This window comes from Halobacillus sp. BBL2006 (genome assembly GCF_000786645.1).
Classification (GTDB): Bacteria; Bacillota; Bacilli; order Bacillales; family Halobacillaceae; genus Halobacillus.
In genome coordinates, this window is record NZ_JRNX01000332.1 from 1 (window position 1) to 13,219 (window position 13,219).

At 41.8% G+C, this 13,219-nt stretch carries 12 protein-coding genes and 1 riboswitch; of the genes, 2 read left to right on the forward strand and 10 right to left on the reverse strand.

Annotation, left to right across the window (positions count from 1 at the left end; all coding sequences use genetic code 11):
* The 7 genes from LD39_RS10515 to LD39_RS10545 all read right to left on the reverse strand — a co-directional run.
* A partial coding sequence (locus LD39_RS10515; RefSeq protein WP_035546046.1) for a M20 family metallopeptidase occupies positions 1 to 1,090 on the reverse strand: 1,090 nt, incomplete at its 3' end.
* 12 nt (positions 1,091 to 1,102) lie between these two features.
* A complete protein-coding gene (locus tag LD39_RS10520) occupies positions 1,103 to 1,939 on the reverse strand; it encodes a MetQ/NlpA family ABC transporter substrate-binding protein (RefSeq protein ID WP_035546048.1) in 837 nt (278 codons plus the stop codon).
* 11 nt (positions 1,940 to 1,950) lie between these two features.
* Positions 1,951 to 2,613 (reverse strand): methionine ABC transporter permease, encoded by a 663-nt coding sequence (locus LD39_RS10525; RefSeq protein WP_035546051.1) that lies wholly within the window; start codon positions 2,611 to 2,613, stop codon positions 1,951 to 1,953.
* Positions 2,603 to 3,631: a methionine ABC transporter ATP-binding protein gene (locus tag LD39_RS10530; RefSeq protein WP_035546053.1), complete on the reverse strand. Its 1,029-nt coding sequence runs from the start codon at positions 3,629 to 3,631 to the stop codon at positions 2,603 to 2,605. Before LD39_RS10530 ends, LD39_RS10525 begins: the two co-directional genes overlap by 11 nt.
* A gap of 95 nt (positions 3,632 to 3,726) precedes the next feature.
* A riboswitch (SAM riboswitch) is annotated at positions 3,727 to 3,844 on the reverse strand.
* Between the two features lie 110 nt (positions 3,845 to 3,954).
* Positions 3,955 to 4,878, reverse strand: a complete 924-nt coding sequence (locus LD39_RS10535; protein WP_052158815.1) for a transcriptional regulator — start codon at positions 4,876 to 4,878, stop codon at positions 3,955 to 3,957.
* A 98-nt stretch (positions 4,879 to 4,976) separates the two neighbouring features.
* Positions 4,977 to 6,365 carry an MFS transporter gene (locus LD39_RS10540; protein ID WP_052158816.1) on the reverse strand — a complete coding sequence of 463 codons (1,389 nt, stop codon included), beginning with the start codon at positions 6,363 to 6,365 and terminating at the stop codon, positions 4,977 to 4,979.
* A 20-nt stretch (positions 6,366 to 6,385) separates the two neighbouring features.
* Positions 6,386 to 8,185, reverse strand: coding sequence for a glycoside hydrolase family 2 (locus tag LD39_RS10545; protein ID WP_052158817.1), 1,800 nt, complete (start codon positions 8,183 to 8,185; stop codon positions 6,386 to 6,388).
* Positions 8,186 to 8,696: 511 nt separating this feature from the next.
* Between LD39_RS10545 and LD39_RS10555 the strand changes: the two genes are divergently transcribed.
* Positions 8,697 to 9,080, forward strand: coding sequence for a DUF302 domain-containing protein (locus tag LD39_RS10555; protein ID WP_035546057.1), 384 nt, complete (start codon positions 8,697 to 8,699; stop codon positions 9,078 to 9,080).
* Positions 9,081 to 9,119: 39 nt separating this feature from the next.
* Here the strand turns inward: LD39_RS10555 and LD39_RS10560 are convergent, their stop codons facing one another.
* The 3 genes from LD39_RS10560 to LD39_RS10575 all read right to left on the reverse strand — a co-directional run bounded on the left by LD39_RS10560 (position 9,120) and on the right by LD39_RS10575 (position 12,559).
* The gene (locus tag LD39_RS10560; protein WP_231572556.1) at positions 9,120 to 10,445 is read right to left on the reverse strand and encodes a glycoside hydrolase family 68 protein; all 1,326 of its coding nucleotides are present in this window, start codon (positions 10,443 to 10,445) and stop codon (positions 9,120 to 9,122) included.
* A 15-nt stretch (positions 10,446 to 10,460) separates the two neighbouring features.
* Positions 10,461 to 11,774 carry a glycoside hydrolase family 68 protein gene (locus LD39_RS10565; RefSeq protein WP_035546060.1) on the reverse strand — a complete coding sequence of 438 codons (1,314 nt, stop codon included), beginning with the start codon at positions 11,772 to 11,774 and terminating at the stop codon, positions 10,461 to 10,463.
* A gap of 551 nt (positions 11,775 to 12,325) precedes the next feature.
* Positions 12,326 to 12,559: a YetF domain-containing protein gene (locus LD39_RS10575; RefSeq protein ID WP_035546064.1), complete on the reverse strand. Its 234-nt coding sequence runs from the start codon at positions 12,557 to 12,559 to the stop codon at positions 12,326 to 12,328.
* A gap of 319 nt (positions 12,560 to 12,878) precedes the next feature.
* On the opposite strand from LD39_RS10575, the gene LD39_RS10580 reads away from it, so the two are divergent.
* A complete protein-coding gene (locus LD39_RS10580; RefSeq protein WP_035546066.1) occupies positions 12,879 to 13,136 on the forward strand; it encodes a metal-sensitive transcriptional regulator in 258 nt (85 codons plus the stop codon).
* Positions 13,137 to 13,219 lie beyond the last annotated feature (83 nt).

Here is a 13,219-nt window from a genome sequence, read left to right on the forward strand (position 1 = left end):
ACGCTAGATCCCCAGCTTCTGAACGCGCGGCTTCTCTGAAAGCGACTGTATGAGCAACAAGGTCATCCGGGCCAATACTAATATAAGGATGAATAGTTGGCACTACTTGACTGATATTACCGGCATCCGTTGAACCAAGCCCTTTGCGTTCTAAATGATACTCTTCTCCAAGCGCTTCGATTTTTTCACGAAAAACCTGATCAAACCGTGGGGTCACCTTGAAATTATCTACTCCGTTTTGGATACGAGTCATTTTATAGTCTGCGCCTGTCATAAGAGCAGCACCTTCAGCGATCCTGATCACTTTGTCGGTGATGGTATCGCATGTTTCCCTGGTGGCCGCCCGAAGGTAGAAACGCGCGCGGGCGTAATCTGGGACAATATTTGGTGATTCTCCACCATCGAGAATGATCCCATGCATCCGTACATCTTCTGTCACATGCTGACGAAGCGTATTGACTCCGTTGAATAAATGAATGACGCTATCAAGTGCATTGATGCCATCTTCCGGGTTACTAGCTGCATGGGCCGTTCGACCGAAAAATTCAAAATCCACCGGGTCTACAGCTAGTGTTGGCGCTGAACCGGACGTCCTTCCGAGGGGATGTACCATCATACACACATCAAGATGCTGCACAAGACCATGTCTTACAAAAGTTCCTTTCGCGCTACCATTCGGACCACCTTCTTCAGCAGGAGTACCGAGCACATAAACTTCTCCCCCTGTTTCTTCAATCACGTCTCCAAGCGCAATCGCCGCTGCAACAGATGCAGTTCCAATGATATTATGACCACAGGCGTGCCCGAGACCTGGCAATGCATCGTACTCAGCTAAATACCCGATCTTTGGCCCAGGTTTATTTGAAGGCTTATAAGCAATGAAAGCCGTTGGATGTTCTGGGATAAGACGATCGATTGTAAACCCAGCTTCTTTCAGCACCTGGCACAGGAGATCGGAGGCATACACTTCTTCGTTTCCGATTTCAGGACGATCGTGAATCAAGTGACTCGTTTTAATGTACGTTTCTTTATTACTGTCAATAAATGAGGCGATACGCTCACTTAGAGGCGCTTTCACGTTTGTACTCATTTCTAAGCTCCTTTACCAACCAATTTTTTCAAGCGGGACAAAGGTAGGGATTAGTGAATCGTTATAGACTTCTTTGATATGATTCGCTACATCTTCCTCTTGGTAAAGTTCTACGATTTTCTGATAAACCTCTTTATCGGTTTCATCTGCTCTTGCTGCAATAATGTTGATATATGGTTGAGCAGTGTCATCTTCAATAAAGATGGCATCATCCACCGGCACGAATCCAGCTTCTACTGCCACGCCATTATTGATGATAGAAGCAGCTACATCAGGCAGGACACGTGGAGTTTGAGCAGCTACAATCGGTTCAAACTTCAGATTCTTAGGGTTTTCTTTGATCTTGTCTAAAGATCCATTTCCATCAAAATCTTCCGGCAGACCGATCAAGCCCGCTTTTTCGAGAAGCAAAAGCGCACGGCCCATGTTGGTCGCTTCTTTAGGGATAGCGATGGAGCTTCCTTCGGGGATGTTGTTTACATCCTCATACTTTTCGGAGTATATGCCCATTGGAGCAATCAATGTCGTTCCAATCGGTGCTAAATCCAAATTGTGTTCCTTTATGAAGGAATCAAAGTATGAAACGGTCTGGAAAGCATTCAAATCGATGTCTCCATCCGCTAACGCCATATTGGGGCGAACATAATCCGCAAATTCAACCAGTTCAATTTCAATATTTTCTTTTGCTGCTTTTTCTTTGATTTTCTCCCAAATCGGTACTCCTGACCCGTTCAATCCTACTTTAACGACCTGTTTCTTTTCCGATTCAGCAGAGCCTTTTTCTGAACACCCCGCTAAAACGGTTCCCACCGATAGTAAAATACTTAATAAAATGAATAATTTCTTCATGATGAATCCTCCTACTGTCTGCGAATTTTTTTAGATACAAAGGTTCCTATCGTTTGCGTAACTTGTACGATGAGCACAAGTAATAAAACTGTAGCAATCATGATGTCGGTTTCGAAGCGTTGATAACCATAAGAGATGGCGAGATCGCCAAGACCGCCGCCACCGACAAACCCTGCCATAGCAGAAGCCCCAACCAAACCAATCGTGGCAATGGTCAAATTTAAGATGATTGAACTTAATGCTTCAGGTATGTAAACTCTAAAAATGATCTGCCACGGTGTTGCTCCCATCGCTTCCGCAGCTTCAATGACTCCCGGCTTTACTTCTAATAAACTGCTCTCTACTAATCTCGCAATATATGGAGCTGAGAAAATGACCAGGGGTACAACGGCTGCCGCTGTTCCGATGGACGATCCTACGACCAGCCTCGTCAATGGAAGAATAGCGACGAGAAGAATAATAAATGGAATCGAACGGAAAAAGTTCACAATTGTACTGAATGCGTTGAAGACCACTCTGTTTTCCAGTAATCCCCCGCCTCTCGTTACGACCAACGCGATCCCAAGCGGAACACCGATGAGCGTAGCCAATAACAGCGATATGCCGACCATTAGTAACGTTTGGTTCGTGGCTTCTAAGATTCTCGGCCAAAAATCAACTAAATTAACCTGCATGTGCTTCCACCTCCTGTACGGTAACGTTTGATTGAATATGATTGATGGCTCTTAATATCTCTTTGTCGTCACCTTGAAGCTCGACGACAAGATGACCAAACGGAATGCCTTGCAGTTCCGTGATTTGACCGAACAATATGTTTACCTCAACCGAATAATTTTTGGATACTTGGGAGAGAATCGGCTGACCTGCACTTTCATCAACGAAGGTTACACGGTATATGTTACGACTTGCCTTTCTATTTTCGATGCCTTCTAATATGGATGCAGGGATTTCATTTTCCATCACTGTCCTGACAAAATTCTTTGTCGTCGGATGCTGCGGGGCTGAAAATAAGTCAAAAATGGAGCCCTTTTCTATCACCCTCCCATTTTCCATGACGGCCACCCGGTCACAAACCTCTCTCACCACATTCATTTCATGAGTTATCATAAGGATTGTGATATTGTACTCGTCCCTGACACGGCGAAGGAGCTTTAATATCGATTTAGTGGTTTCAGGGTCAAGAGCGGAAGTCGCTTCATCACATAGAAGAATATCCGGTGATGTAGCGAGGGCACGCGCAATCCCCACTCGCTGCTTTTGTCCTCCTGAAAGTTCATCTGGATATTGATTCGCCTTATCCGAAAGTCCAACAAATTTAAGAATTTCCTCGACTCGTGCTTGGATTTTTTTCTTTGGTGTACCAGAAATCGCTAATGGAAAAGCGACATTATGGCGGACCGTTTTCGATTCGAGTAAGTTGAAATGCTGAAAAATCATTCCGATTCGTTTCCGGACTTTGCGCAATTGTGGTTTTTGAAGTTTCGTTAAGTCCTCCCCGTCAATGAACACCCTTCCTTCTGACGGACGTTCCAATAAATTCACAAGGCGGACAAGCGTACTTTTCCCCGCTCCGCTGAAACCGATCACACCGAAAATTTCGCCTTTATCAATCTTTAAATCTACTTGGTCGACCGCTCTTAAATCACGGCCGTTATGATCATAGATTTTCGAAACACCTTCAAACTGGATCATCGTCTTCCCCCTATTTTCCCCTAACAACGAAAAGAGCCCCTCTTCTTTTAAAAAAATAAGAAGAGGGGCTCTCAATATGTATGAGACACCGTCTCTTCTCATCTTTCAAGTGCATAAAGCACCTGCTGGAATTGGCACAGTTCCTGATGATTCATCATCAGTCCCGCTGCCGAGGTATCGTAGGGCCAGTCCCTCCACCTCTCTAGATAAGAAGAAAAGTTATTCGTTTGTTTTGTTGATGTTGCCAATCATAATATAGCTTATCGGCTTTGTCAATTTAATTTGCTAAATGATTTAGAAAATTCTTTCTCCGTTGCTTTTCATTAATTTTTCTTTTCATACTTTAAGTGCATCATGATGCCGTGTTCATAATTTCCGAATTTGGGGCCAAATAAGTTCATGCCTCCAGCGTTTACGGCATCCTCCTTAATCCCAAGCTTAAAAGAAATATAAGGTTGATCACTTACCATCAAGTCTTCAAGAGAGATAGAATTCTCCACTTTCGATCCGTCTATAAAGCAGCCGTCTCTTGTGACTTTCCATTGTTTTAATAAACCATATTGGGTATAATTCGTTCTCCACCAATCCGGAGTAAGCAGACCTCGTTCACCACCAAAATCACTTGGGGATGTCCATGTTCCTACTTCATGACCGTTCACCCACGCCGTAATATCTGAAGGCCAATCCAGCTTGTAGTTAGGGGCTTCTGAACAAACTTCAGCGCTGAACTCAATTTCTTTCGCTTGAAAGCCATATGGTACGCGATTCGGAAAACGGTATTCTACAAAGCCGTCTCTGAAGAAAAGCAGTTGCGCTCTTTTTCTTTCCGGTTCGTAAAACGCTCGAGGATCATCCTGCATCCCTATATATCCGTTCTCGTCCACTAAACCACAGTTGGGGACTACATGACAGTCTAAGTAATCACCAATTGGCATTTCAAAGCTAAGTTCATGTGCGTCCACAGCAGAATCTTCTGAGAAGAGGTTCATCACAACTCGATCGTAATTGATCGCGCTCACTTTTTGTGTACCTCTTCCTGGGACAAGCTCCGTTACAATTAAACCTACCTCCTCTAACTTATTCACGTGCGATGCTGTTGTAGAAAAAGGGAGTTCCAATTTATCTTTCAGTTCATTCACGTTATGTGGTTTTTCACTTAGAATCTTCAAAATCTCAATGCGCGTCTGATTGGCTAACGCCTTACTGATCGAAAGCATATTATTAAATGACAATTGTAAACTTTTCACTTTCACACCACCTGCGATTCTATGTATTCTATACCAATTATAGCAGACTAAAAGTGCCTATCATAAAACCCCTCCGCCGAACAGCAGAGGGGTACCAATTAATGCGTTGGGTTTTCTTTTAATTTTCTTTCTTCCAGCTTTTCTACAATGTCATTATACTCATCTTCCGTATAGGAATAGAAATACATGACTATAAGACGAATCAATGAACCAAGGGCCGGAAGAAGTGCTACGACGAAGAACAGGGCATCCATTGTGGCGACTGATTGCTCTTGATTTGGAGCATAATTGATCCAAGTCAAAATCACTCCAGTCAGTCCACCGGCAATAGCTACGGATAGTTTACCTGTAAAGGTTTGCCCTGAGAAGGTTACCGCCTCATTCCTTTTTCCTGTCTTCAATTCAGTGTACTCAATCGTTTCTGCCAGCATTGAAGAAATCAAAGGACCTGTGGCCGTATATAAAAGCATCGTAATTGCAATGAAGATAAACGATACAACGACACTCGAGTAGCCCACAGAGAACCACACAATTCGAATAGCGATATCCAAAGCTACGATTGTCATCAGCAGATGCTTTTTCTTGAACCGACGAGCGAGACTAGGAATGACAAAGAAGCCGACACAGCTTACCAAACTTATGACTCCGAAAATTGACATCAGGGAAGCGTTTCCAAGATTGTACGTAAAGAAGAATACATTTAACGCTTGCGTAATGTTCATGAACACATTACAGAAAAATACGACTAAAACAGCAAACATTGGTTTATTGGCTCTTACAGCCCGCACGGCATCTGATAACTTCACCTTTGTTTTTGGAGGCTTCACTCTTTCTTTTGTATTCTTGAAGCCATTGAGCATGATAGGAAGAGCAAAAGCCATCAAGACGACGGTAGCTAACAAATACCCTTGCCCCTGATCGCCTTGTCCCAGCCATTCAGCCAGGGGAATAAACACAACAGGAGATAGACCGATCCCAGCAAAGACACCCATATTAGCAAACGTAATTAGTTTGGTACGCTGCTGAGCATCCTGACTCATAACAGTCGATAAAGACCAGTATGGTACATCAGAAACCGTGTAGATCATCCCCCACAGGATGTAGGTACCTCCAGCGAAGAGGATTTTAGCTGTACTACTAAGTCCATCCAGCGGAAGAAAACAGACAATCGTAATGATTGCTATAAAAAAGGGCATGTACTTCAAATAAGGGCGGAACTTTCCATGCTTGGAATGTAACGTATCCATTACTGATGCCATCATCGGATCATTGATCGCATCCCACGTGCGAGCGATCAGAAAAATCATACTTGCAGCAGCTGCTGAAATCCCTAAAATATCGGTGTAGAAAAACAAAATATAGGAGCCGACTAACCCAAAGCTGATACATTGTCCAAATCCATACCCAAAATACGATGCAAATTCCTTCGTTTTTATATCCTCACGCTTATCCACTTCTTTTGAAGCCATTGATTTTGCTGTTTCCATCGTTTCTTACCTCCTCAGTATCATTCAAAAACGAAACCGTTGGACTGCTGTGCGATAATTTTTCTTATTTTTTCTGGATCAAACTTATACTCGTGATCCTGATTTAGTAAACCATTTACTTCCTGCTCTACATCTGTCAACTGGGTATAACAAAAGCCTTGTATGAATTCAGTATTCATTATCACGTTGGTCAATTGCTCTAAACGGTCAAGCACTTCTCCTTTAGACTCCGGTCTGGATCCATAACCCCAGTCATTGTCATCTGATGAGCCGTAGGCTATACCGCCATATTCACTAACCATAACGGGCTCCCCGCTATATCGATATCCCTTCGCGTAATTCTGTTTACGACTTGTTTTGGATGGACTGCCATTTACAAATTCATCTTTTTTCTCATAGCTTTGTCTCATCGATTCAGCATCAGAATTATAGTCGTGGATCGTTAGAATATCGGTCAATGTATGCTCCCATCCATCGTTTCCAACAATAAGCCTTGTCGGGTCAATCGCTTTCGCTTGATAGTATAAAGCGTTTACAAAGTTCTGCTGATCTTTACGATGATAGATTTCGTTCACACCCCAGGATTCGTTCATGAGCGTGTATATAATTACGGAAGGATGATTGTAATGCTTCTCATTCATTTTGCGCGACTCGTCCATCATTCGGGACATCGAGGTGGTAGAGAAATGAAAGCTGCTCGGCATCTCTGCCCACATCACAAGACCTAATCGATCGCACCAATACATATAACGTCGATCCGCAATGGTTTGATGACGCCTTACTCCGTTAAAGCCCATTTCTTTCACTTTTCTCAAGTCTTCTTCCATCTGCTTGGAAGTTGCCGTCATGAGCGAGCCAGGGTAATACCCCTGATCCAGTATCAACTTCTGATAAAAGCTTTCACGATTCAAAAGAATTCTTTCCCCATCAGTCTCTATGCTTCTCATCCCAAAATAACTATCGACTTGATCATACGTCCGTTCCCTGTCTTTTAATGTAAAGCGAATATCGTATAAATTGGGCGTGTCCGGAGACCAATAAAACACACGAAAATCAGCTAGATCGGATTGTATATCCAGTGAGATTTCTACTGTCTTTTGATTTGCATTCACCCATGCGCCCGCAGTAGTAATCCAATCTCCTTGAAAAAACACTTCTGCTTCTAAATAGACCGGATGCTGATGCCCTTTAATACTTCCTTGGACGTGTAATGACGAATCTTCCACCTTTGGTGTCATTCTTGCGTCTTCTAGATGGATGGGTGCCACTTCTTCCAGCCAAACAGGCTGCCAAATTCCCGTGGTTCGAGTGTACCAACATAGGAAATTATCGGACTTCCAAGATTGTTTTCCAATCGGTTGTTCTACACTATTATCATCTTGAACCCGTACGGTAATGGTGTTGTCTCCGTCTATTAAAACTGGACTGATAAGAAAGCTGAAAGGCGTGTGCCCTCCTTCGTGTTCTCCAATGAACTGTCCATTCACCCAGACCTTTGTGAAATAATCCACTGCTTCGAAATGGAGATATAGTTCATTTTTCGATTTTTTCCATTCAAATGATTTTTCGTACCAAACGACTTGGTGCTGACTTTGCTCATTCACTTCGGACTTTTCACTTTGGTAGGCATAAGGAACTTGGATCTCCCCTTCTAAGACATCTCCCGAAAACCATGCTTCTTTTTCACCTAATTCATCGTCATCGAACCGAAACTTCCATGTACCATTTAAATCAACCCAATCTCTACGACGAAACTGTGGTCTGGGATAATCAGCGGACCGACTATCCTTTTTCTTTATTAAAGATTTCGTATCAATCATTCCTGTCACACCTTTTAATTACAATTTATATAGTAATAAAACATCTGTTAAACCATCAAAAGAAAGGGCTTTCAAAATATCTTGGTCTCATTATTACATATAATAGTGTTTTATTACAAGTAAATTTGTTATAAAAATCTAAATTTTTTCATTCCTTGAAACAATCGCCTTGTGATAACCGTAATGAAGAGCACATACTTATTGGAGGTTCTGAAATTGAGAGCACTTGAAATCCTATCCATACTTATAACTGGTACTTTATTTGTAATTTCTTATTTCACAAATCGTCCTATACTCATCTTTGGCATCCTATTTTCATTTCTGAATTTTTTTAGGACGCGCAGGAAAAAGTATGTCTTATACGATCCTGCCCCTACGAAAAGCGAGATTAATGGCTATCATTATGAGGGCAACAGTGATCTTTCAGATGATGACGAAAACTGAAAAGATGATTACACACATACGTTGCAGGGTATGTGAAAAGCGAGTCTAATCTTTAAGGAGGATGCTTATGTTTGACTACACAGTTGAAACAAAAAAAGGAATGGACGAAGCCGTTGAGAGCTTAGAGGCAAACCTGATGGAAGAAAAATTCGGAGTGCTTTGGAACTTTGACCTCAAGAATAAGCTTCAAGAAAAAGGATTAGAGTTTGAAAAGGATTTTAAAATCTTAGAGGTGTGTAACCCTAAGGAAGCTCAGCGTGTGTTGAATGAAAATACGTTAGCCGGCTATTTCCTCCCGTGTAAAATGGTCGTCTACACCGAAGATGGAACGACTAAAATTGGTATGCCGAAGCCAACTTCCCTCATTCAAATGGTAGAAGATGAAAAGATTCAGGCGATTGCCAGAGATATTGAAGAACGATTAATTGGTTGTATTGACCGAACTGTATAAATAAAAAAGTCAAAGGCAGCATGCCTTTGACTTTTTTATTTATTTGAATACCCCTGCATCCATCTCTTTCACGATTTGAGTCTCATCATTATGAATAGAAAGTTTAAGCGAAGGTGCTAAGGTGCCGCCAAAGTGATCAAATTGAAACTCTTCCGATTGAAGACCGATTTCATTGATACTCAGGCCATCCAAATCATAGAAATTAGCAAAGCTGATCACTGTGCCATTCGTCATCACCATCCATGAGTATGTCTGATAAGGCTCATCTTCAGGATTGGCAACGACCAGGCCATCACCGTTCAACGGCTCATAGCCTTCTGTTAATGATTTAGATGTAAAACCATACAGACCGTCCGGACCTGTGATTCCAGATGCAAATTTGTTCTTGTGCGTATCTGTGAACAAGTAATATTGGTTCCCCTTAGTAACGATATGAGGGCGTTCCAGCTCCTGATTGACACAATTCGCTTCCATGATTGGAGGAAGAATTTCATACTCAGTCAGCTCACTATTTTTAGCTTCAGCGATCCCAATACTTCCATTGAAAAGCTTGGACACTTCAGGTACATCATGGTCATCTGCAAATTCTTCAGATCCGATATATTCAGACTGGCATGTACGCTCAGCTGGTGTCCCGTTCGAGTTGCCTTCGAAAAGAATGTACTCTTTCCCTGATTTCGGATCCTGGAAGAACCAAGGGTCGCGGAAAGCATAGGCAATATCACCTTGTGCAGATTGCTCTTTTGTCTGGTAATACTCACCTTTTGGCTCTAAGATGATCTCATGATCGGACCAGTTGGTGAATTGAATATCACCTTTTGCCACTTCTACATCAGCAGAAGCTTTAGCAAGACGCTGCTCATATGTTAGCTGCGTTTCGCCTTTTCTTCCTGTTGCTGTATAGAAGAAATGAATTCTGCCGTCATCAATCATTGCAGATCCTGCCCACTGTCTTGAACCAAGAGCCTGACCATCTTCAAAAACTTCCCCACCAAGCTTCCAGTCTTTTCCGTTCTTAGAATAGAAGTAGCGGATTTCAGCTATGTCATGACGTTTACCTGGCATAACATCGCTTGGTGCTGTCAGTGACATAATGATTTTATATCCGTTCACTGTTGCAATCGAACCATTTTTGTTTCGAAGCGGCCATGTGTCCCATACGTGGTATTCTGGCGCAATTTGCTCTAAATCTTCTTTCGAAATCTGAGGAGCTGTATTGTCTACGTTTTGTTCAATCTTTGTCACATCTTCTCTCGTCCAATTGGACGTACCTTCTTCAGCAAATGCACTCATTGGAGAAAGTACACTCGAGAACAACGTAGCCATACCTAAAATTGACCCGAAGACTTTCGACTTCTTAGTCACAGGAATTCCCCCTTTCTAGTGTGATGGAATGATTTGACCAGCCTTAAGCGTTCCGTTAACTTTCGTTTCATCTCCATGGATAGATAGCTTCAATGTTGGAGCAAACGTTCCACCTAGTTGTCGATCACCGTTTTCGTCGATGTACTCATTCACAAAACTAATGACGGTACCGTTTGGCATAACAGCGTGAGAATAAGTCATGAATGGATCATTTTCAGGGTTAGCGAGTACAAGTCCATTATCATTTAAAGGCTCATAGTCTCCGCGAAGAGATTCATTAACGAAACCATAAAGTCCATCCGGACCGTTAAGACCAGGAGCAAAGGTGAATTGGTGAGAAATTGTAAACAGGTAGTACTGTCCGCCTTTAACGAGAACGTGTGGACGTTCTAACTGTTGATTTACACCATCTGCTTCAAGAAGTGGAGGAAGCAATTCGAATTCCGTCAAATCTCCATTTTCTGCAGAAGCAATCCCAATATTTCCGTTATAATCTTCAGCGCCTGCTGGAACTTCATGATTCTCTCTGAATTCTTCACTGCCGATATTTTCAGGATCTAAAGTCTTCTCATAACCAGCAGAATTACCTTCAAAAATGATGTATTCTTTTTCAGTCTTAGGATCTTGGAAGAACCAAGGATCACGGAAGGAATAAATAATATTCCCTGTTTTTTGATCTTGTGTTTCATAATATTCTCCATCAGCTTCAGCAAGGATCATGTGCTCTCCAAAGTTGCTCAACTCAATGGATTTATTCTTCTTATCTACACCAATGTCGAAAGTCGTTTTAGCCAGACGCTGTTCAAATGTTGTTGTTTCTTCTCCCTTACGACCACTCGCTGTGTAGAATAAGTGTACTTTTCCGTCCTCTTCCATCATGGCAGAACCAGCCCATTGACGAGATCCTAATGCTTTTTCCTGATCATAAGCTAAACCGCCCATTTCCCAGTCTTTACCGTTCTTAGAGTAGAAGTAGCGTATAGCAGCATGATCGTGACGTCCGCTCCACGTGTAATCTTTCGATGCTGTCAGTGCAAAAACGACTTTATACCCGTTTACGGTTGCAATCGATCCATCACGATTACGTAATGGCCACGTATCCCATACCCAATAATCAGGAGCGACTTCATCAACGTTGTCGATATTTGGTGCCGTGTTGTTCTCAGACAGATTGTAATTCTGAGCGTCTTCACGTGACCATACCGCCGTTTCTGTCTCATTCTGTTCAGCTGCACTCACGATTCCTGGAGCTTGAACTAATCCTCCGACTAACATAATCGCGGATAATGCTACACCCTGTACTACTGATAACCTTTTACCTCTCTTCATCATTCACACTCCTCGTAAAATTTATGGATGAAAGCTTTCGAATTAAAACTAATGTATGGAACTCAAGGAATCAAATGGATATTCAACAATGAAATGAAGAGGGTCTTTTGTCACCTCGAGCAGACAGCAGTACCATTGAAAGCGCTCATAATAAATGGAATACAGCGGTTTCAATACGCTAAAAAAATAATATTAAAGATACAGGAATCGATTCCACATCAGGGGTTTTTTGTAGGAGGGTAATTTTGAAATAACTTGTATTTACGGGCCGTTCAGGATGCCGACCAGCATTATTTAGGTATATAGATTCGCTTATTTTTTGGGATAAGTGGTATTTTGTAACTGAAAGAGGACATAAAAAGAATATTTAGGATCGTATCCATTTCTTATTTCCTGATTCAATTGAACCAATAAATACAGCACAGGGTATGGATTGTTCACTGGCAAACCCATTGTTTCTGAGTTTGTTTTTATATCGAAAAGAACATGAAGATCATAAAAGTATAAATATAATATCGAGGAAGTTATCTCCTATTATTTACGATTTCATTTTAGTGTTGCATCGGTGGAATGTTTGGTCCTTTCCTTTTTCTCAATACTGTGAATTCTCCTTGATCGGTAACAGCCGCATCGAATACATCCTCAGGGCTGGAGATCTTTTGAATTTTCAATTGATTATCGAGCCATTCCTCATCCCTGTTTGTACTAAATAAAATGTCTCGCTGAATTTCTCCATCCAAGATCACAGGAAGCTCATACCCCCCACCCCTTGTGTAGATTTTCAAATTTCCTCACCAACCACAGAACCTAATACCAGTACGACTAGAAAAGCGAAGACAGGTAATTCACCTATAGACCTTTTTCACATAAATAAACCGATAAATAACAACAAAGGTAGAATGGCAATAATTCTTCCAAGTACTTTAACTGAGTCCATCCATATCTCCACTGTCTCACCCCTTTGTCATATGGTTTCCAAAAGGTGCAGTCGCTTATCCTAAAATTTTTTCAGCTTTACTGTTGACAATATACCTTATGGGGTATATCATGATTCATGTGCTGGTTAGCACACACCAAAAAACTCCACAAAAGGAGGTCAATACCATGGAATACAATGACGCTATGAAAAATAGAGTAAAGCGTTTGGAAGGACAGCTTCGTGGTGTGTTGAAGATGATGGAAGAAGGAAAAGATTGCAAAGACGTCATCACCCAACTGTCTGCATCCAGAAGTGCGATTGATCGCACGATTGGTCTTGTCGTGAGCTCCAATCTTGTGGAGTGCATTCAAGATGCTGATGATTCACAAGATAAAGAGGACTCCATTAATGAGGCCGTTCAACTGCTTGTCAAAAGCAGATAAAATTTTTCAAAAATATTATACCCATGCACGTATATGTATATAAACTAAGGAGGAGATTTTATGTCTGAAACAAAAAAAACAAA